The sequence below is a fragment of the Parapedobacter tibetensis genome (assembly GCF_024704835.1).
GTDB classification, from domain to species: domain Bacteria; phylum Bacteroidota; class Bacteroidia; order Sphingobacteriales; family Sphingobacteriaceae; genus Parapedobacter; species Parapedobacter tibetensis.
In genome coordinates this window covers 19,560-39,452 of sequence record NZ_JAMXBE010000010.1, presented here as the reverse complement: position 1 = coordinate 39,452, position 19,893 = coordinate 19,560, and the positions used below count along the sequence as shown (strand labels likewise).

17 protein-coding genes and 1 pseudogene are annotated in these 19,893 nt (G+C 47.4%); 12 read left to right on the top strand and 6 right to left on the bottom strand.

Annotation, left to right across the window (positions count from 1 at the left end):
• Positions 1 to 42 precede the first annotated feature (42 nt).
• The 4 genes and pseudogenes from NF543_RS16080 to NF543_RS25630 all read left to right on the top strand — a co-directional run.
• Positions 43 to 1,632, top strand: coding sequence for a RagB/SusD family nutrient uptake outer membrane protein (locus NF543_RS16080; RefSeq protein WP_257669197.1), 1,590 nt, complete (start codon positions 43 to 45; stop codon positions 1,630 to 1,632).
• A 35-nt stretch (positions 1,633 to 1,667) separates the two neighbouring features.
• On the top strand, positions 1,668 to 3,650 hold the full coding sequence (locus NF543_RS16075; RefSeq protein WP_257669196.1) for a glycoside hydrolase family 97 protein: 1,983 nt from the start codon (positions 1,668 to 1,670) through the stop codon (positions 3,648 to 3,650).
• A 19-nt stretch (positions 3,651 to 3,669) separates the two neighbouring features.
• The gene (locus NF543_RS16070; protein WP_257669195.1) at positions 3,670 to 5,538 is read left to right on the top strand and encodes an outer membrane protein assembly factor BamB family protein; all 1,869 of its coding nucleotides are present in this window, start codon (positions 3,670 to 3,672) and stop codon (positions 5,536 to 5,538) included.
• Positions 5,539 to 5,577: 39 nt separating this feature from the next.
• Positions 5,578 to 5,724, top strand: a pseudogene (locus tag NF543_RS25630) (IS982 family transposase); the annotation flags it as partial.
• A 77-nt stretch (positions 5,725 to 5,801) separates the two neighbouring features.
• On the opposite strand, the gene NF543_RS16060 reads toward NF543_RS25630, so the two are convergent.
• Positions 5,802 to 6,323: a dihydrofolate reductase family protein gene (locus tag NF543_RS16060; protein WP_257669193.1), complete on the bottom strand. Its 522-nt coding sequence runs from the start codon at positions 6,321 to 6,323 to the stop codon at positions 5,802 to 5,804.
• A 156-nt stretch (positions 6,324 to 6,479) separates the two neighbouring features.
• Between NF543_RS16060 and NF543_RS16055 the strand changes: the two genes are divergently transcribed.
• On the top strand, positions 6,480 to 6,857 hold the full coding sequence (locus tag NF543_RS16055) for a winged helix-turn-helix transcriptional regulator (RefSeq protein WP_257669192.1): 378 nt from the start codon (positions 6,480 to 6,482) through the stop codon (positions 6,855 to 6,857).
• 171 nt (positions 6,858 to 7,028) lie between these two features.
• Here the strand turns inward: NF543_RS16055 and NF543_RS16050 are convergent, their stop codons facing one another.
• Positions 7,029 to 7,457 (bottom strand): winged helix-turn-helix transcriptional regulator, encoded by a 429-nt coding sequence (locus tag NF543_RS16050; RefSeq protein ID WP_308379019.1) that lies wholly within the window; start codon positions 7,455 to 7,457, stop codon positions 7,029 to 7,031.
• 120 nt (positions 7,458 to 7,577) lie between these two features.
• Between NF543_RS16050 and NF543_RS16045 the strand changes: the two genes are divergently transcribed.
• Positions 7,578 to 8,321 (top strand): SDR family NAD(P)-dependent oxidoreductase, encoded by a 744-nt coding sequence (locus NF543_RS16045; RefSeq protein ID WP_257669191.1) that lies wholly within the window; start codon positions 7,578 to 7,580, stop codon positions 8,319 to 8,321.
• Between the two features lie 57 nt (positions 8,322 to 8,378).
• Positions 8,379 to 9,545, top strand: coding sequence for an MFS transporter (locus NF543_RS16040; RefSeq protein ID WP_257669190.1), 1,167 nt, complete (start codon positions 8,379 to 8,381; stop codon positions 9,543 to 9,545).
• A 69-nt stretch (positions 9,546 to 9,614) separates the two neighbouring features.
• Here the strand turns inward: NF543_RS16040 and NF543_RS16035 are convergent, their stop codons facing one another.
• Together NF543_RS16035 and NF543_RS16030 are read right to left on the bottom strand one after the other, a co-directional pair.
• Positions 9,615 to 10,787: a sialidase family protein gene (locus tag NF543_RS16035; RefSeq protein ID WP_257669189.1), complete on the bottom strand. Its 1,173-nt coding sequence runs from the start codon at positions 10,785 to 10,787 to the stop codon at positions 9,615 to 9,617.
• 413 nt (positions 10,788 to 11,200) lie between these two features.
• Positions 11,201 to 11,503: a MerR family transcriptional regulator gene (locus NF543_RS16030; RefSeq protein ID WP_257669188.1), complete on the bottom strand. Its 303-nt coding sequence runs from the start codon at positions 11,501 to 11,503 to the stop codon at positions 11,201 to 11,203.
• A 262-nt stretch (positions 11,504 to 11,765) separates the two neighbouring features.
• Between NF543_RS16030 and NF543_RS16025 the strand changes: the two genes are divergently transcribed.
• The 5 genes from NF543_RS16025 (at position 11,766) to NF543_RS16005 (ending at position 15,225) form a co-directional block, all read left to right on the top strand.
• Positions 11,766 to 12,596 (top strand): sensor histidine kinase, encoded by an 831-nt coding sequence (locus tag NF543_RS16025; protein WP_257669187.1) that lies wholly within the window; start codon positions 11,766 to 11,768, stop codon positions 12,594 to 12,596.
• A 21-nt stretch (positions 12,597 to 12,617) separates the two neighbouring features.
• Positions 12,618 to 13,292, top strand: coding sequence for a response regulator transcription factor (locus NF543_RS16020; protein ID WP_257669186.1), 675 nt, complete (start codon positions 12,618 to 12,620; stop codon positions 13,290 to 13,292).
• A gap of 8 nt (positions 13,293 to 13,300) precedes the next feature.
• Entirely contained in the window at positions 13,301 to 13,936 is a 636-nt protein-coding gene (locus NF543_RS16015) for a cyclic nucleotide-binding domain-containing protein (RefSeq protein WP_257669185.1), read from the top strand.
• 8 nt (positions 13,937 to 13,944) lie between these two features.
• A complete protein-coding gene (locus tag NF543_RS16010) occupies positions 13,945 to 14,712 on the top strand; it encodes a MauE/DoxX family redox-associated membrane protein (protein ID WP_373275013.1) in 768 nt (255 codons plus the stop codon).
• A gap of 156 nt (positions 14,713 to 14,868) precedes the next feature.
• Positions 14,869 to 15,225 carry a hypothetical protein gene (locus tag NF543_RS16005; protein ID WP_257669183.1) on the top strand — a complete coding sequence of 119 codons (357 nt, stop codon included), beginning with the start codon at positions 14,869 to 14,871 and terminating at the stop codon, positions 15,223 to 15,225.
• Positions 15,226 to 15,274: 49 nt separating this feature from the next.
• Here NF543_RS16005 and NF543_RS16000 read toward each other — a convergent pair whose 3' ends face one another.
• Both NF543_RS16000 and NF543_RS15995 read right to left on the bottom strand, forming a co-directional pair.
• Positions 15,275 to 16,657: a RagB/SusD family nutrient uptake outer membrane protein gene (locus NF543_RS16000; protein WP_257669182.1), complete on the bottom strand. Its 1,383-nt coding sequence runs from the start codon at positions 16,655 to 16,657 to the stop codon at positions 15,275 to 15,277.
• Between the two features lie 37 nt (positions 16,658 to 16,694).
• A complete protein-coding gene (locus NF543_RS15995) occupies positions 16,695 to 19,892 on the bottom strand; it encodes a SusC/RagA family TonB-linked outer membrane protein (protein WP_257669181.1) in 3,198 nt (1,065 codons plus the stop codon).
• Between the last annotated feature and the right edge of the window lies 1 nt (position 19,893).

Genomic DNA, 19,893 nt, shown 5'->3' with positions numbered 1-19,893 from the left:
AAATCTGATAGCTTCATCGCCTTAAACAAACAATTTATTAAGATGAAAAATACACAACGTATACTTATTATATTTTTGTCGGTTTTAATTTTTGGATGTGATCATGATCTTGATCCCACTGTCTTTTCTTCGGTTACAGAAGAAACCTACGAGTTTTCGGAAGAAGATCTACAGAGTACCATTGGGACGGTATACGCCAGCATGCGTCCATGGTGGAACCATCAGCATTTTTATATGGCCCAAGAACTTCCTGGTGACGCCATTGTAATGCCTGCAAATCCTTCAGGATGGGATGATGGAGGTATCTATAGGAATTTACACTTGCACAACTGGAATTCGTTGGAACGATCTATTCCAAATATGTGGGAAGGATTTTATCGAGGCGTTTTTTATTCGAACCGGGTCATCGAGCTGATTGAAAGCGGGGCTCTTCCAATATCAGCAGGTAAAGAGGCTATTCTTTCTGAAATGAGGGTTGCACGTGCTTTTTTTTATTGGTTGATTATGGACAATTTCGGAAATGGCCCTTTGGTGAAATCAACATCACAGGACCTGCCTGAAAGCGCTACTCGTGAAGAAATTTATGCATTCATAGTCACCGAAATAAACGAATCCCTTCCCAATCTGAATGAGGAGAAAAATAGCCTTATGTATGGGCGTTTTAATAAATGGGCTGCTAAAATTTTATTGGCAAACGTCTATCTTAATTCGGAAGTGTATGTTGGACAACCAAATTGGGAGGAATGCCTTGTACAAACCGATGATATTATAAACTCCGGAAAATATGCATTGGAGACCAATTACAGCGATGTTTTTCGTACGGACAATGAAGGGTCTCCGGAGATAGTTTTTGCCATTCCTTTTGACGAAAACCTGGGAACAGGGTTTTACATTCAACGATGGTCATGGCATAATGCCTTGGCTCAGAAGTATGAGTTGAAAGCCTTGCCATGGGGTCCTGGGGCCGCCAAGGGGGTTACTCAATTTTTAAACACCTATGATAGCGGCGACTCCCGGCTGGAAAGTACCTGGTTAGGGGGGCAGCAGTTTGATTTTGACGGGAATCTCATCATGGCAGAAGGTGTACAACTGGATTTTACCAAAGAAATCCCCAATGGCCGTTTCACGGCATCAAATGAAGGATACAGAGTGAATAAATTTGAGGTAAAGCAGGGTTCTCTTGCCAATTTAAGCAACGATTTCCCGTTTTTCCGTTATGCTGAAGTGCTAATGATAAAAGCAGAGGCTTTATTAAGATTGGGAAGAACTGACGAAGCGGCCGAGTTAGTGACCCAAGTCCGGCAGCGGGCGTTTAAGGATGAACCACAACAGGCAACCGTTACCGGGAATGAATTAACCCAGGATTCGGGCTATGATTATGGATATGTTGAAGACTATGAGATCACCGATGAGGGAGATACAAGCCCGGTAGCTTATGGGCGGTTTTTGGATGAACTGGGGTGGGAATTTGCCTGGGAAGCCCATAGGAGACGGGATATGATCCGCTTCGGAATATTTTCCACAAAAAGCTGGTTGTCGCACAAACCCAATGGCGATCATCATAACGTGTTCCCCATACCCCAAACCGCTTTGAACGCTAATCCGAACCTTTCACAGAACCCCGGCTACTAAACGTCAAACGTCTCAAACCCAAAAAAATGTTCGCAATGAAATACCTGAAAATAAATATCCTATTGCTATTCATTCTCACCTCTTTTCAAGCTTTCCCCAAAAATGAGCTAAGATTAGCGTCACCGGATGGGAAGTTGGTTTTTACCTTTCGTTTAACAACGGGCTCACCCGTTTACGAGATCGTATTTAAGGGGGATAAACTGCTCAATGAATCCAAGCTTGGGCTTGCCTTCAAAAAAGACGGAAGCTTTGCCCCAAACTTAAGTATGGGAAAACCTGAATTTACCGAAGTGAACCAATCGTATGAATTGATAGTGGGGAAGGTAAAAGAAGTAAGGGACTACCATAAGCAGGTTATAATCCCACTGGCCGAACGCAGCGGAGCAAAAAGAAAAATTAATCTGGTAGTGAGAGCTTTTAATGACGGTTTAGCATTTCGGTATGAAATTCCTGAACAAGAAAACTGGGAATCATATGAACTATTGGAGGAAGAAAGCACCTTTAACATCAACGGAAACCCTGTCGTGCGTGGGATATTCTGGGATAACTATACCAATAGTCACGAGGGGTTCGTTCACAAAGTCCCTTATGAAGAAGTAAAACAAGATACCTTAATAGACCTCCCGGCATTATTTGAATTTTCCAATAGTACGTTCATGGCTATTACCGAGGCCAATCTAAGGGATTATGCTAGCTTGTACTTAAAAAAGGAGGGTGGCAAATTAAGAAGCCAGCTGTCGCCCTTACCGAGTCAAACAGCGATAAAGGTCAAAGCGACCCTGCCCCACCGCACACCATGGCGGGTAATCATGATAGGAGACCGGATAGGCGGACTGATCGAATCGAATATCTTGGCCAACTTAAATGAGCCAACCCGGTTTGAAGACGTTTCCTGGATTAAGCCCGGGAAAACCACCTTTCATTGGTGGAACGGCGATATTATCCCGGATACCAGCTTTGCTCCGGGCAATAATTTTGAAACCAATAAATACTATATTGATTTTGCGGCGCGCAATCATATTGAATATCATGCAGTAATCGGCTACGGTGGTGTTCCGTGGTATAAAAGTGATGCTGCAATGTACAGCATAGTAGGTGAGCACACCGATGTTACCGAAACCGTTCCAACGATCGATATAAAAAAAATCGCTGATTATGCTAAAGGGAAAGGCGTAGGTATACATGTATGGGTTCATTGGAAAGCCATCTATCCTGATCTGGAAAAAGCATTTAAACAATTTAATGAATGGGGTATCAACGGGATGATGGTAGACTTTATGAACCGCGATGATCAGGAAATGATCAACATCCAAGAGGAAATTTTGCAAAAGGCTGCAAAATACAAACTTTACATTCAGTTTCACGGTTCGAATAAACCTACCGGGCTGAGCCGCACCTATCCGAATGAATTTACCCGGGAGGCGGCCTACAACTATGAATACAATAAATTCAGCCAGAAGCCGATTACGACAGCGCATGATCTTAATATCGCCTTTACGCGATTGCTTGCCGGACCAACGGACTACCATCTGGGCGGCTTCAGGGCCGTCCCCGAATCGGAGTGGAAAGAACATTATACACGCCCGCTTATGATCGGTACACGTGCACATATGCTGGCCATGTATGTCGTGATGGAAAGCTACCTCGGCAGCCTATGCGATTATCCGGAAGCCTATGAAGGCGAGCCCGGATTTAAATTTTTAAAAGCGGTTCCTACCGTTTGGGATGAGACTGTGGTCCCTACAGCCAAAATAGATGAATTTGTCACTGTTGCCCGTAGAAAAGGGAATAGCTGGTATATCGGGACGCTAAACAACAGTAAGGCCAAACGTGTTGAAGTCTCCTTGGATTTCTTGCCTCCGGGTAAGTATAAAGCAGAAATCTATGCAGACGCCCCGGATGTGGAACAAAACCCCAACAATCTCGAGATTTATACGCTGGAATTAACTAATTCGGATAAAATAATCCTAAAGCTGGCGCCTGATGGCGGAAATGCCATAAAATTAACAAAGTTTTAAGGAATTTTAAGTATTTAACATGCACATTCATTTACAATCAACGTTGAGTTTAGTTTTCTTTTATATCTCGACAGCAGTTTGTTTAGGTCAGTCCACTCCTCCAGGATCTGTTTCATTTGCCGTTCTTTCGGATAGCCATATTGGAAAACCCGGTAATGATACTTCGCTTGAACTTGTAGTTGACGCGATTAATCAAAATTCTGAGATAAGTTTTGTAATACATGCAGGAGATGCTAGTGATTTTGGTTCCCATAGTCAATTGAAGGAAGCCAAAAGAATATTGGATAAATTGGACAAGCCGTATATGATTGTTCCCGGAAATCATGATACCTATTGGTCTGATAATGCAGGCGCTTCTTTTACGGAACTTTTTGGGGGGCAGAAATTTATCAAAGACATAAACGGGATCCGTTTTATAGGGATAAGCACCGGCCCCTATGCACGCGCGACTATAAAAGGTTATGTTCCCAAGGGACAGTTGGATTGGCTTGAGAAGACCATGGCTTCTACCCCTCTACACCAACCGATTATACTAATAGCTCATATCCCTTTGTTGGATACATATATCAGCAATTATCAAGAAGTCCTATCCGTGCTGAAAGATCATAATGTCCTGATGGTTTTTTCAGGCCATGGCCATTCAAATAAAATAATCAATGAAGCTGGTTTTAAAAGTTTAATGACGACGACCACCCAGTTCAGGAACGGTTTAACCACATATAATCAAATCACCATTGCTAACGATTCCTTAACTGCAAAGGCTATCTTTCCGGAAGCGGGCAAAGATACAGTCTGGACCACCTTGGCCTTAATGAACAAAGCGGATATTCAGGCAGAGCTATCAAAATTAAACGTTTCGGAAGCAGAAACTGACCGGCCGGAGTCAGTAAAAATAACATGGAGTTATATGGATAATGGGAACATTATTTCGACTCCCATTGCTTCCAGGAAGAACATTTTGTTCGGAAATATGCTAGGGGAGTTTAAATCCGTAAGTACGCAAAATTCCAAGATCAACTGGACGTATAAAACAGAAGGAGCAATTTATTCCTCACCCGCAATATCGGGAAACAAAGTGGTTTTTGCATCGGTTGACAGTACTATTTACTGCCTGGATGTACTCACCGGTGCAAAGCTATGGGAATTGAAAACAGATGCTCCCATTATTGCTTCCCCTATCATTGAAGAGGACATGGTGTTTATCGGAGGAAGTGACAATAAATTCAGGGCTATCGAATTGAACAGTGGAGAAATAAGCTGGATTTTCCATGACATGGAAGGTGCTGTTTTTATGAAACCTTCAATTGCCGGCAAAACGATTGTATTCGGTACCTGGCACAATAAACTTTACGCCTTAGATAAAAATGATGGTTCCTTGTCTTGGTTCTGGGAAAATCCGGACCGCAGCCCGTATTATTCACCTGCTATCTGTGTCCCGGTAATTATGGATACCGTGGTTTACGTAGTTACGCCAGAAGGTCTGTTGAGAGGGTTTGATTTAGCTACCGGCGACCTTGTTTCAGAAATAGAGGAGCAAGGCTTGTGGGAGTCTTTAGGTGGCGACATCAAGAAAAAAAGGCTATTAGCGAAAACAAACCAAAGCGCGGTAGTTGGCTGGAAAATCGACAGTGGGTCTCCGCGTAAATTCCTGGAAATAAACCTTGGGACAGCAAGTGATTTATCTCCCTCCATACCCATTATTCACAAGAATAGCGGTTTTTTTGGCTCCAATTCGGGAGCGGTCTATTCGATAGACCTCTCCAAAAAGAAAATCAATTGGTCTTTTGACATGAGCGATAACATGGTGAATACGCTGTCACGCTTCTCAAAAGGTATTTTATTGGCTAGTAGTGTCGATGGCCGAATCGTTTTATTTGAGGAAGAATAATTCGAGAATATGGTCAACACAACGGGAAAAGCAGACACCACCAAAAAGTTCATCCTGGGCAAAGCTTCCAAGAGACCGCCCGTAATGAGCGACAGCGAGGTCATGTGCGTTTTGCTCCTGTTCCACCTCAGTGGTTTCCGCTGTTTCAAGCACTTCTACCTGTTCTACGTGCAGCGCCACATGCAGGTGGCGCCGATCCCCGATTTTGATGTTTCGGTGGCGATCGATTCAGTCCGATTCGCTTTTTTTGATCTCGTTGAAAATTAAGATTGTTTTTGTATTTCGTAGTGCAATTGAACCGAGTTGTTATTCAACTTCGTTACCTCCAATAGCTTGAGTTTGAATTCAAGTTCCACATTTTTTAAAAGCGGCAAACCGCTTCCGAAAAGCACGGGTTCCATAACGAAATAAATATCATCCACCAGATCGGCATTGATGAATTCACTCATTGTCATTGTACCCCCGATGATTACGGCTTCGTCATGGCCTTTTCCCGCAAGCATTTTTGCGATTTCCGGTGCGTTGCTTTTTGTGAAAACCACCGTTGGGTTATCAGACTTTGCCTGTTCATCCGTTGTCAGGACGACGATTGTCCCTTCCTTTTGGAGCGGCAGATAATCCGGCGCAAGGATGTTATAGGTCGTTTTGCCCATAATCACAGCTTTTGTTTTTTGGCATATTTCCATAAAACCCTGGCCATATTCAGGGGATAGCCAGTCGGGCACGTTTCTGAAATTCGAAATCAATCCATTGGCGGAAACTGCAATATAAATGCTGATTCTCATCGTTTTTTAGTTATTTGTTCGTTCATTGTTGACCAGGGCATTTTTCTCTATTATTATTTAGAGATTTCATTTAGTAACTTTGTTACAAAGTTCAGCAAGCCACTTTGGTTTCGCAATAACGAACAAAATTGTTAGTCCATAGAAAGCCGGAAGATTATGCGGAAAGAAAATTCCACCAATGCTATCAATGAACAGTTTTTGTTTCAGGTTTGTGAGTTGAATTCAGCGATTTCAATGGTAAGCGGACGCTGGAAATGTCAGATTGTTTTTTCCATTTCGCAGGGATACAACCGGTTTCACTTACTGAAAAGGAAATTGCCAAAGATTTCGGAACAGGTTTTAGGCCGTCAACTCAAAGAGTTGGAAACGCACGCAATTATTGTCAAACGAGAACTTCCCGAAACCGTTCCCGTCGGAATTGAATATGTATTAACCAATAAAGGTTTAGACCTGATTCCGATTTTAGAAGGTCTTTGCAACTGGGGAAAAGTTTATACGGGCGGCAAGGAAATTTCTGTTCGACTGACTTCTTAGGTCTATTTCGGTAACCACCACTCCATGCCGGACTGTATGATGTATTATGGCTGATTATGAACAGGAGCGACATCTGGTACAAATCTTTGAAAAATGGAAAAATAGACCGGGCGGATCAGTTTGACGAGAATATCGTGCGAGAAGGTATGGGTAAAATATTTGCGGATGGTTTTATAATGTAGTCAGAAAGAACAATGCAACAGCGAATGAAAGCAATGGTATATACGAGCTACGGCTCAGGCTTCCGGCCACGGCCTGACGTTGCAGATCGCCCCAATCGGAGATGCTTTGCAGCATGGGTTGCATGGAATAACCCAGTTCGGTGAGCTCATACTCTACCCGGGGCGGCACTTCGGGATGCACGATCCTGCTTACGAGCCGGTCCTTTTCCAGCTCCCGGAGCTGGGCTACCAGCATCCGTTCGGAGATACCGGGCAGGGTCTTCTTGAGTTCGCTGTACCGCATTTTACCTTCCAGCAGGAGCTGCCACAGAATACCCGGTTTCCACCTGCCTCCTATCAGGGACAGCGCATAGGCCATGCCGCAGCCGGCCAGGATTCTTTTTTCGTTGGAGTAGTTGGTTGACGTTTCTTTTCTCATGGTCCTTTTCCCCATTTCTTACTTTTTAGTAAGTATTTAATAAATCGGTAAGTACTTACAAATGTACAGTATGTCAGTTAGTTTTGCAAAAGTTTACAGGTAAATAAAAAACAAATGATCATGCAAAAACTAACAGGAAAAGTAGCTTTTATAACCGGTGGAAGCCGGGGCATGGGTGCCGCGATCGCCAAGCGTTTGTCGCAGGAAGGGGCGGATGTGATTTTCACCCATTCGGGAAGGAATCCGCAAAAGGCTGATGAAGTGGTCTCTGCTGCTCGGCAGAACGGAAACCGGGTCAGGGCGCTGGTGGCCGGCAATGAGGATTCGGATGCGCTGCTGACGGCATTGGAAACGACCGTCGATGAATTTGGAAGACTGGATATTCTGGTAAATAATGCCGGGATTTATTCGAACAAACCTATCAATGAATATACCTTGGAGGAATATGACCAGATGATGGGTGTGAATGTGAAGGCTGTTTTTGTGGCTGCGCAGTTTGCAGCCAGTCACATGAAACAAGGCGGCCGGATCATCACGGTAGGGAGCAACATGGCCGACCGGGTTGGGTTTCAGGGAGGCAGCCTTTATGCCATGAGTAAATCCGCGCTCAGCGGGTTAACGAAGGCAATAGCGCGGGATCTGGGTCCGAGGAATATAACGGCCAACCTGATCCAGCCGGGCCCGGTCGATACGGATATGAACCCGGCCGACAGCGATCATGCTCCTGCGTTGATCAGCCAAACGACTATCGGACGCTATGGAACTGTGGCGGAAATCGCCGGATTAGTGGCTTATTTCGCCGGTGAAGAGAGCCAGTTTATTACAGGAGCAACCTTCACCATCGACGGAGGTGTAAATGTCTGATACACCGATAAGGCGGGACAACGTCCGGATGATCCGGAAGAGACGACCCTTTGAATCATGAGCAGAACTACTTATGTACTGGCATTAGGCGCTTTTGGCATTATCACGACAGAATTCGGCATTATAGGCATCTTACCGAAGATTTCAGACTACTTCAGGATAAGCACTAATGAGGCGGGGCTGCTGGTGAGCCTATTCGCCCTAGCGGTGGCTGTTTCAAGCCCGTTCATGACATTGCTATTTTCGGGTTTTGACAGGAAGCGGCTCGTTCAGGGAGTAGTGGCAATTTTTATCGTGTCAAATATCTTGTCAGCGCTTTCGGATTCCTTTGCAACCCTGCTGCTGGCCAGGGTGCTGCCGGCCTTTTTCTTACCTGTTTATTTTTCAAACGGGCTGGTCATGGCGGCGGAGTCGGCCGGGAAGAAAAATGCCATTAAAGCAGTTGCAACGGTATATGGAGGGTTGAGTACAGCTACCGTAATAGGGATCCCTTTGACCGCTTATATGGCAGATCTGTTCACATGGAAGGCATCTTTATGGATGGCAGCGGGTATTAACACGATCGCGTTATCGGGCATCTGGTATGTTGTCCCTTCCATGCCGGGAGGGAAGAAACTTTCCTATGGCGGACAGCTGGGCGTATTGAAAAAGAAAGTCTTATGGATAAATATCCTGACCGTGGTACTGATCGCTGCCGGAGCCTTTTCTGTTTACAGTTATTTTGCCGATTACCTGGAGAAGGTATTTGACATGAGCGGACCCCAGGTCAGCCTGATGCTGATCCTGTTCGGGTTCACCGGCATCCTGGGGAACTGGGCTGCCGGTAGGGCTTTAAGTAAAAGTATCCCTAAGGCCATACTGATCTATATGATCTCCATGAGCGTGATCTTTATTCTTTTATACCATATGAATGCCGGCTATCTGCTGAATGTGGGTATCATTGGCGTCTGGGGCTTTTTTCACATGGCCGGTTTCGTGATCAGCCAGGCATGGATCAGTTCAGCTGCACCTGAGGCTCCTGAGTTCGTGAACAGCCTGGTCTTATCAACAGCGAATATAGGCATAGCCTTCGGAGCCGCTTTAGGCGGATTTATCATCGCGCATTTCGGGATACACCAGGTATTATTAGGCGGAATTGCCCTATTTTCCCTGGCTTTGATGCTGAATTGCCGGAAGTTGCTCGGCTTCAGTCGGGGGCGGAAACCCAGCAGCTGCAACCGGTAAGCTTTAGTTAACCCCCCGGCCATAGCATAGCGCCCGCGGAGTTTACCAATGTATTTTTCCAAGAACAGCTTAATTAGGTTCTGAACTGCCGTTTAATATCCAGGCCAGATTGAACTTGCTGAATGATATCGATTTATTGCTTCCGCTGCTATTCACGTTCTCATTATATTCGATTAAGGCACCTACGCAATAATCGTCTGTTTTTGCCATGCTCGAATAACCACCGTATACAACAGTACTTGTTGCATAATTACAATTTGCAGCACTATACAATGCCCGGCTTTTAGGCCAGGTCACACCGTCATCATAACTGATGCGAACCGTCATGTTACATCTTTTATCAACGCCGTTGGGATTTAAGAAGATAATCCTTCTGTTTGGCAGATCGGTGTTATACCTTAACATTGAACCTTCGCATTTTGGATCTGGAAGGGCAGCAACGGCAATCCAGGGAACAAATCCTCCGCTAATAGAGCCCCAAGTCTTTCTCCTTCTTTTAGAAGTATTCCACGCCGCAGTTCCAGGTCTGTCGTTTCGCATTAAACTGCCGTTCATCAGTTCTACAATTGTACTTTCGTCTGTGCCTCCCGGAATACGTTGATACTGCCAGGTTGTCCCCTTGTCGTCACTATAGATATTTCTACCGTAAGCAGGCACAATGAGTCTTCCGGGACTGTTATATACCGTTCTTATTCCTATTCCAGGGCCTACGCAGTCCCATTTATAGTTTGAAGGGGTAAGCGTAGCAGTTCGGTCTACCGGTGTAGACCAGGTAGAACCATGATTATCACTATACGAAGTATGGATTCTTCTATCACCCCATGAATCGAAATCAGACCATTGTTGCTTATGCTCATCGTTCCATTCCATGAAAAGCCATATCCTGCCATTTGTACCTTTACTCCTGTCATAAACAGCCGTCGGATTGGTCCAGCTACCGGGTCCGCTTCCGATTACTTCTCCACAGGCAGACCATGAAGAACCGTTATTGGTCGACCGCTTAAAAACAATATTAATGTCTCCATAGTCGCTCGGACTCCATCTTCTGCCTTCTGCAAATGCGACCAGCGTACCATTATTGGTTTTAATAATTGATGGGATGCGGAAGGAATGGTAGATAACTCCATTGTTACCTTCATTACCACCATTAAATACAGTGATTCTGGAGTATACAGGTGTTGCCAGGGGGGCAACATTTACCTGTTCTTCTTTCGACATAGCCTGCTTTTCAATAGATTGCATGACCTCCGGACTTTTGGCACAGCCCGTTACAATACATAAAATAAAACTCAGATAGCAAAGAATTGAAACCTCGTTTCTGCTAACACTTAATTTCTTAATGTGATACATAGGATTTATATTTGGCTTACTAATAGTAGTTATGTAGTACATATCAAATATGTTAAATATTTTCTATATATCCAAATATTTCATCAAAATTACACCATTTGCGCCCTGTGCTCCGTAAATAGCAGTAGATGACGCATCTTCAATACGTCTATAGTCTCTATATCTCCGACTGGAATATCATTGATAACCATCAATAAATTTAAAGCCAAGGCTCGACAATGAAGGGAAACATATTTACTATTATAGCTAGGGATACCCATAAAAAACGCCGCCACCGGAAAGCGGCGTTTTTTAATGGGCTAAAATCAGGCGGTATCGTCGTTCCTTCCGGCATCGATGATATCGCTCATCAGGTAGTAACGCATGCTACCGATCTTGAGGGGACACAGTATCCCCAGCTCATTATATCGTCTTAATGTGCGTGCGCTGATACGGAGCATCATGGTGACCTCTTCGGGCAACAGCAGCCCATGCCTATGGGCGGGATTGCCCAGCCCGGCCAATAGCCTTTTGAGCAGCTCCACTAAGAGATTTAACAACGGTAAAATTGCATTTGCCAGCTCTCCCCCTAGGGGATGATGCTGAGCGAGGTAGGTGTTTTGTTCCATACTCGAAATTTAGTTTGATAAACAATGTTAACCATATAATTGCATTATTCCGGTCTACAGGTATGTGTAAGACAAAGTTATAAACCCTCTTCCGATAAAAAAATGCCCAATATTGGGTGTTTTTTTTGTTGGACACAACCGTTATTTTTGCCGGTCACCAAAACTTATTTCGCACATGAAGAATTATTTGTTTTACCTCATTGGTTTATGCACGCTTTACGGATGCTATTTATTTGCTGTTGAACCTAAAACGTTATAGCCTATGGATTTTTTCGTATACGTGCAATTATCGAAATTGGCATTGATCAGCATTATGATTGTCGGTACCATCGCTATGCTAATGTGCTGCACCGCCATCGTGCTCCTCGTGGTACTATATAACCGGGAGCGACAACTTGCGGAGGAAACCGCCAAACGGCAAGACGTAGAACATGAAATTGCCCTCCAGGCCAGTCGTGTTCAGGAAGCGGACCGGGTAATCATGCAAATCACCGGTGCCCTACACGACCACCTGGGCAACAAGCTCGCATTCCTCAACACGTTGTTGGGCGATTTTTCCAAGCAACTCCAACACGACCAGCCCATCACTGCGCAACAGGTGCAATTTTGTCGGCAGTTTGCCCGGGAATCCTTGGCGGACTTCCGGGATTTCAACCGTGTTATCCAAGGAGAGCAGCTTGTTGAAGCAGGTCTTATAAGCGCTATTCAAGCCGAAGCGGCCCTCCTGCGACGCCACTTCAGTCTACAAGTGAGCGTACATATCAAACCCGATTGCCGTGATGATCTGGAACATGGTGTAGCACTTCACATTTTCCGCATTTTGCAGGAGGTCGCGGCCAATATCACGAAGCACGCGCAAGCGCGGGTAATCACCGTCTCACTCGCGATGTACGACCAGGATACATTTCAGCTTACCGTGAAAGACGATGGCAAGGGTTTCGACGTCGAAAGGCTACCCCTTGGCGAATCCATGGGGCTTAGCAATATGCAGTTCCGGGCTGACTGTGTCAATGCTACCCTCCGCATCGAATCAGCACCGAATAAAGGCACACAGATTACCCTCTACGTGCCCATGTTTACGACCTCCAATTGATCAACAAAACCTATTCATGACATGACTGAAAACAACATATCCCAGATTACGGTTGGAATCATCGACAACCAAACACCCATCAATCGCTATACCGCCGAATACCTCAATGCACAACCAAATGGCATTACGGTCATCTTCACCGCCAAAAACGGACTGGAAATGCAAGATCAAATCCACAGGTACGGTGCACCGCATGTGATGATCATGGATATTCGCATGCCGCACATGAACGGGTACGAGGCCACCAAGTGGCTTGCCAAACATTTTCCTGAAACCCATGTATTGGTATACACGTTTTCCGAAGAAAAAGCGGCTGTACAGGGGATGCTCCGTAGCGGGGCGCGTGGGTTCATTGCCAAGGCGTCAGACACGGACGACCTGGCTACTGCGATACACCACCTTTACAAATCCGGCCGGTACGTAAATGCATTGGTTACGGAACGCGATCTCAGCTTGGCCGAACAGGGAAAATTGGGCCGTGGAATTGCAGACATTCCGGCTAAGCGAATGAACGTGCTACATCTCCTTTCTGAAGGCTATTCGCAAAAGGAAATTGCCGCAAAAAATAGCATAAGCATTTACACCGTTCGGGGCCATGTAAAGCACCTGCGAAATACATTCGGGGTGCAGGACAACACCGCATTGATAGCCCGGGCCCATGAATGTGGCCTCGTCCCGTTAAAAAAGGCTAAGTAAAATACCACATGAACTTTCCATCTGCACACCAAAAGTACGAGCTCATCCGGCAGCACCTCCTACCCCTACTGGACACCCTACCCGCGGCGCTCCATGACCGCTTTTGCGGAGGGTTGGCCGAGCGCTGCCAGCTCCGGCAAGCTGTGGCACGCCAGTATGTGGAAGAGCCCGGCACCGCTGATGAGGGGCACGCCATCCTGCTGTTGCAATCCGTGGCGCACAGTTTTCAGATCATCGACCAAGGACCGGCCATACGTTATATCGGCACCCAAATCTGGCGCCGTCGTACCTTGATATTCAACCCCGCCGCCTTACATGATGGCGAGGCGCGTACCGATTACGTACAGGCACTGGAGCCTAGCCCCTATCTCAGCATCCGCTATCCCGCACTACATCGTTTTATGGCCGACTATGCGGTCATCGAGCGTGCCATCACCGTACTGGCCCGCCAACAGGAACGGCAGCGGCAGGCACATGACCATTTGTTGCGCCTCACACCCCTGCAACGCGTAGCCACTTTTGAAAAGCGGTACCCCACCTTTGCCCATGTGGCCACCGTGGAGACGCGCTGCATGCATGCCGGCCTCTCCCGGCAAACCTACAGCAAGAAACTCAAATTACTAGCCGTCGATGTTAAAAGTTAACAGCTGTGATGTTAACCTTTAACCGGGAGAATGTAAACCGCTTAACATTGGTGGGGCCTCCCATGGGCTACTTTTGTGATATGTCGATTACTCGAAAACATATCGCTTCACCTCTCGTCGCCTCGGTCCGGTTAACCCTCCTGCTACTGTGGGTTCCGGTCGCAGTGGAAAAGCTGTGGGGTCTTCAAGGATTCTACAGCACCCTGCTGCGGCAACCCTTCCCGGACTGGTGGGCCGATGTGCTTTTCTGGTTGTTGCCCCTCTTGGAGCTACTGGCCGGTGTGCTTATCGCTTGGCCAAACCTCCCGTCATCGCAAGCAAATCTTTTCGTCACTGCGAGCAAGAGCCCGCGGTACCGTGGAGGAGCGAAGCAGCCTACTTTTGGACGAAAATTGCTTTCACTCATCCCAATCCCCGAATCCCTCCATAGGCTCGGCTTGTGGCTCTCCGCCATCCTGATGCTCAGCTTCACGCTATTCATCCTCTTCGGTGTATTGGGCTGGTACGCCAAAAAGCCGTGTGGATGCGGATCCATCGTGTCTGGCCTTTCGTGGAATGAGCACCTGTGGTTCAACCTCGGTTTCCTACTTCTCTCTATTCTCGGCATCTGGCTCACCCGGCCCCAGCGCAAACCGTCAGCGGACAGCCATTCCTCATCGTCATTGCGAACCCGTGCATTGGACAAGGGTAGTGGCGTGAAGCAATCCAACGTATACGAGATTAAAAGGCGTATCCGCTTTCCGAGGAAATTCGCCCTTTTCCGGCGCAGGGCCTAGTGCATCCGTCCTACCCTGCCGATGTGCCATCTCCAGCGAAATGGCCAACGGCACGTGACCGGAATCTCCACGTCAGTGACCGGACAATAATTATTCATTTTTTCACTAAACATTTTTGGTACCCTTTTTTCGATGTGTTAGAAAAAAGTTCCTGTTATGCATAGTAAAGCAGCAATATTTATTAAGCAGTATTTTTTCGCGTTGGCCCTGGCGGCCACGTTTATCGGATTTTCGGCGTTTAAGTATGTCGAGTCTACCCAGCAACCCGAGGATGGGTGGTATGAGATAACGTCCGACGCCACCGATCCGGATGATGAATCACTGCAACAAATCGGCGAAAAGCTGGACAATGATCCTCCTGCAGTCGGTTCAGGATGTGCTACCGCCAATTCCGGAGACCGTTGCGCCATACATCTCACATTTGATGCTGAAGCAATAGATGTTCCGAGTACGGTTTCTGAAGCAGAGGCGGATGATGATGTCACTGTGGGCCAAGACTCAAACTACCCCTAAACAAACGAAGGCAGTTCTCCAAACCGGAGAACTGCCTTAATGATAAACATCACCGTTCGTTCTGAAGCATATTATTTATTGCGATTTCATCCTCTGGGATAGGCCACGCCAATTTTGGAGACCCGGGTTCTAGCAAATACGTCTCTCCCTCAATAATCCGTTTAAGAGATCGCGAAAACATGGTATCTCGTCTTAATCTCCTCACGTCTTCCCAGCAGTTTCCTCGCAACACCAATTCTTTACGCCGCTCCTCGATGATATATGTCAGTATGCCTTCCTTGGTTAAATTGGCTAAGGGCTCAAAAGTTGCCGTTAAAAAGCGGTGTTTCCTCAGGAAGTTCACGTGTTCCAAAGCTTCCTGCAAATTTCCCTGTCTAGCATGGCATTCGGCCGCAATGAGATATAACTCATCTACTGCAAGTCCTGAAAAAAATGCGTACGGCCCACCTCCGACATATGACCCTTTAAACACAACCCTTCCGTCATTTTCTTCATAAAAATAAGCCCTCCGCCTTAAATCTTCCGCTTCATATAAGCCCAATAGTATCGTATCCGCGTTAAATCTACTCACTTGGATGACAGGAATATTAGACATCATTGAGAAATAGATAATTTCCTTGTTTTCTTCCCTACTAACGGGAAGCATAGGAAAGGGCAAATCCGAGTCGACATCGATATCGTTGTAATCTATCAATTCATTTTTCAATGCCAAAGCCCGATCAGCCGCTTCAGCACCGTTAATATAATCTCCCAAGTGCAGATATGCCTTTGCAAGCATTGTATATGCTGCGACTTTGGAAGGGCGGTACAGATTGCCCGAGTATACCGGCAGTAAATCAGCTGCTTCTCTAAAATCAACAATGATTTGCTCATACGTCGCCTCAACATTGGAGCGCGGAGTAGTTATCGTAATATCCGATTCCAGTCTTATCGGAATACCCAAATCCGTGGAAGCGCTCCGCTCGTCATAAGGATGGCAAAAGAGTTGGGCAAGTTGATAGAAATTGTATGCCCTAACAAACAAGGCGTTGCCCTTGACATTGTTCAATACCCCCTCGTCAACATTGGGCTCAATTCCATCTACGCCCTCCAATACCAGATTTGCTAGCAATATACGATGGTAACCAATATTCCAGTCGTGTACGGACTGCCCTTCATACACGTCTTTTCCCCACAGATATCCATTCTTTTCATAAGGGGCAGTGAGCGACGCATAAGATTGATCGGAAAGGAAATATTCATCACCTCCGATGATGGCCAACCTGTTACCCGAATCGAAGTTAAATACATTGACATTATCCAATATCGATTGATAGTCGGCCAATGTGTAGGGTATTATTTGACTCCCGTCCCTTTTTATGTTTAAAAATTCTTTGCCGCAGGAACAAAGAAACAACACAACAATTAACAGCAGTATATTTATTTGTTTCATGGTCTTTTATTTGGTGGTTTCGCAATAGTACAACTAACTAAAAATCCACTTGCACACCAACGGAAAACATCCTTGGCGCGATGTATTCTGCATTGACATAGTCCGGGTCGATGTCATCTTGGTTGGCTTTCCACAATATCCCCAGGTTGCGTGCATACGCGTATAGTCTCATGCGCCGCAGTAGCAGCGTCTGGTTAACGGGCAAATCATACGATAAGTTGACATCCTGCAAGCGGATTTGATCGCCGTCGGTTATCAATGCCTCGGAATATAGGTACGACTGGCTCCGGTAAGGTTGTACCGTCTCGGCCCAGGCGGGGACGTCTGTATGCAGTTCATCCCCGGGACGCTGCCACCGCCTGAAATAGTCGATATGGTATCCTGAGGTGCTGTATTCCTGCCCCGGTGATATGGACTGCCTTCTGAAAACGTAACCGGCCTTCCAGACGATGTTCACCCCCACCTGCACTCCTTTCCATTCGAGGGTATTCCGGAGCGCTCCGTAAAACGGCGGCACACGCATACCGGCAATCAATAGTTTATCTGCATCGTAGTTTCGGATATAAGCATCGTAATCCATACCCATTTGTCCATCCACGTCCACCAGCGGCATCCCTGTGTCGCCATCCAGCCCATGCCAAGGCAATGCATATACCGCATCCCTGGATTGGCCGATAACCGGGGGTGGGTTAGTGAAATACGTACCAATGGTATTTACTTCGGCGGTGCTGAAATGCGTAACCTTGTTGCGGACATGGCTAAATTGAAAGCCTGTCTGCCAGTTCAACACACCTGTCAGATTGCGCGTGGTGACCTGCACGTCCCAGCCGTGGGTACGCAGGTTGGCGTAGTTGATCTGGTTGGAGAGCCGAGCCGCGCTGTTGATACCCGTAGACGGGGCCATAAAGTCCTCCCCAATCAGATCTTCCGCGTACTTGGTATAGTATTCGACGTTTCCCTGTATCCGGTTGTTCCGGCTGGCGAAATCCACTCCGAAATTCAACGTATTCACTTGCTCCCAACGCAATGAAGGGTTACCCACGCTCTGCACGTTGGCCACCGGCAGCCCCGTAGTGGAATTGGTGGTAAACCGCACAACCGGGAACACACTTACCTGCTTATTGACATTGCCTGCGCTTCCGTACGTTGCCCGCAGACGCAGGTACGGGAGGATATCGCCCAGCCCGTAAAAGGGTTCCTTGCTCGCATTCCAGCTACCGCCTATGGACCACAGCGGCACCCCCTTCTGGTTGGTCTTTACCCCAAAGAGATTGCTTCCATCCCAGCGCAGGCTGCCCGAGAGCGTATAGCGACCGGTATAGGTGTAGGCCGCGTTGCCGAAGTAAGAGAGGTAGCGATCGGTGTAATGGGTCAAACCCGTCGGCGGCGTGGGCAAACGGGAGCTGCCCGAAGGCCGAACCGGATAGGCCTGGTTGTAATTATAGGTGGCCGTGCCCGTCAGCAGCTCGCGGTCGAAGTTGTAGATCCGGTAGCCCGGTGAGCTTTCGCTGACCGCTTCCCGGATCTCCGCACCGGTCAGGGCTGTCACGCTGTGGTCACTGCCGAAATCACGGCTGTAGTTGAGCTGCGCCCGCCCTGATTGGCTCCGTCCAACCGTGTTGCGCCCGCCGTCCAGGATCGCCCCGTGCGGCACCATGCGGCTTCCGTCGGCCTGTGTGAAACGGTTTACCAGGTTGCGCACGAAATAGCTATCGGCGTCATAATAATTTTTGCCGGTGCTGCTGCTCTGCAGGTATTGGTATGTCACGTTCAGGTTGAAGTGGTCAAGAAACCGGTAGCGCAACGCGGCGTTCAGCCGATATTCATTGCCGGTGGAAGTATTGTCGGTCAGCTGCAATTCGTCCAGTGGACGGTAGTGCCAGTCGAGCAGACCATCAGCTTCTGCCCTGTCATAGTAAGCCAATCGCCGTTCATGGGGAATGGCAAGCGTATTGCCCTGTTCATCGGCCAAGCGCACATAGGTGGATACCTGTTGTGCCGCGGCCGGATTGAGGTTGCTCAGCGACAATCCGTTATTGGTCGCCCGTTGTTGGGCATACCAGATGCCCGCCGTTATTTCCAAGCCATCGATCGGCTGAAAGGTATTCTGCAAATTCATGTTCAGGCGATTGTTGCCATTGCCCACCAGTATGCTGCGGTTTTGGTCATATCCGGTGGAGAGGTAATAGCGGTAGCGCTCACCGCCCCCACTGATGTTGATTGCATATTGCTGGTGGGACTCTCCCCGGTACAGGTGGCGCATGGCCTCGTTGCGCACATCCGTCTTGCGCATGATGGCTTCCTGCCGGGCCAGTTCCGCGTCATCGATCGATCCATTTTTATGTTTGATGAGCAGCTCCACGTAAGCCGGGAAAGGACGCTGGTTGGTCGATTCCAGGTAATACCCACCTCGTTCGAATAATTCCTTCTCGATATCCATCACCGTGGCACTCGGCAGCCAACTCTGGCTGTAGAACAGGTCCGGCTTCTCCCCCATCGTGAAGTTGCTATTGACGGAGATCTTGGCTCGCTGGTTGTACCGTCCCTGTTTGGTGGTGATCACAATCACGCCATTGCCGGCCCGGGCACCCCATATACTGGCTGCTGCCGCATCGCGTAGTACGGTGATGCTCTCGACATCGTTGGGGTTGATGCTGTTGATATCCCCCTCATAGGGGAAATTATCAACCACGATGAGCGGGGTCTCGTCCGATTCGATGGTGGCCACACCACGCACACGGATGTCCGAGGCTGAGGCGCCGTTAGCATTGACAAACTGTACGCCGGGAGCGATACCTTCCAACCGCTGGAGGATATTGGACCCCACGCTGCGATTAAGCAGGCTGTTATCGACATGGGTAAATGAACCCGTAGCCCTTTCCTTCGGCACCTTGTAATAGCCGGTGTTGATGACCACCTCTTCTAATGTGGATGCATCTGCTTCGAGGTAAATCTCGATGGTTTCGGGGATCCGCATCTTGTTAATAGGTATACGCTGTGTGATATAGCCTATATAGGTCACCTGTATGGTATCCGTACCCGCAGATACAGAAAGCCGGAAACGGCCTTCGCTGTCTGTAGTGGCCGAACCGCCAGATGAGATGGAACGGACATTGGCACCGCTAAGTGAAGCACGGTCTTCCGCTGATCGTACAACTCCCATTACTTCCTGCTGGGAAAATGCTGCCATTCCGGCAAAGCATAGGAATAGTATCAGTGATATGGTTGTTTTCATT

Excerpts from the sequence above, each read along its gene's own strand:
- NF543_RS16010 (WP_373275013.1), top strand. The coding sequence starts at position 13,945 with ATGTTAACCTTTAACCGGGAGAATGTAAACCGCTTAACATTGGTGGGG.
- NF543_RS16080 (WP_257669197.1), top strand. The coding sequence starts at position 43 with ATGAAAAATACACAACGTATACTTATTATATTTTTGTCGGTTTTAATT.
- NF543_RS16005 (WP_257669183.1), top strand. The coding sequence starts at position 14,869 with ATGCATAGTAAAGCAGCAATATTTATTAAGCAGTATTTTTTCGCGTTG.
- NF543_RS16070 (WP_257669195.1), top strand. The coding sequence starts at position 3,670 with ATGCACATTCATTTACAATCAACGTTGAGTTTAGTTTTCTTTTATATC.
- NF543_RS16020 (WP_257669186.1), top strand. The coding sequence starts at position 12,618 with ATGACTGAAAACAACATATCCCAGATTACGGTTGGAATCATCGACAAC.
- NF543_RS16060 (WP_257669193.1), bottom strand. The coding sequence starts at position 6,323 with ATGAGAATCAGCATTTATATTGCAGTTTCCGCCAATGGATTGATTTCG.
- NF543_RS16055 (WP_257669192.1), top strand. The coding sequence starts at position 6,480 with ATGCGGAAAGAAAATTCCACCAATGCTATCAATGAACAGTTTTTGTTT.
- NF543_RS16030 (WP_257669188.1), bottom strand. The coding sequence starts at position 11,503 with ATGGAACAAAACACCTACCTCGCTCAGCATCATCCCCTAGGGGGAGAG.
- NF543_RS16015 (WP_257669185.1), top strand. The coding sequence starts at position 13,301 with ATGAACTTTCCATCTGCACACCAAAAGTACGAGCTCATCCGGCAGCAC.
- NF543_RS15995 (WP_257669181.1), bottom strand. The coding sequence starts at position 19,892 with ATGAAAACAACCATATCACTGATACTATTCCTATGCTTTGCCGGAATG.
- NF543_RS16040 (WP_257669190.1), top strand. The coding sequence starts at position 8,379 with ATGAGCAGAACTACTTATGTACTGGCATTAGGCGCTTTTGGCATTATC.
- NF543_RS16025 (WP_257669187.1), top strand. The coding sequence starts at position 11,766 with ATGGATTTTTTCGTATACGTGCAATTATCGAAATTGGCATTGATCAGC.
- NF543_RS16050 (WP_308379019.1), bottom strand. The coding sequence starts at position 7,457 with ATGAGAAAAGAAACGTCAACCAACTACTCCAACGAAAAAAGAATCCTG.
- NF543_RS16075 (WP_257669196.1), top strand. The coding sequence starts at position 1,668 with ATGAAATACCTGAAAATAAATATCCTATTGCTATTCATTCTCACCTCT.
- NF543_RS16000 (WP_257669182.1), bottom strand. The coding sequence starts at position 16,657 with ATGAAACAAATAAATATACTGCTGTTAATTGTTGTGTTGTTTCTTTGT.
- NF543_RS16035 (WP_257669189.1), bottom strand. The coding sequence starts at position 10,787 with ATGCAATCTATTGAAAAGCAGGCTATGTCGAAAGAAGAACAGGTAAAT.
- NF543_RS16045 (WP_257669191.1), top strand. The coding sequence starts at position 7,578 with ATGCAAAAACTAACAGGAAAAGTAGCTTTTATAACCGGTGGAAGCCGG.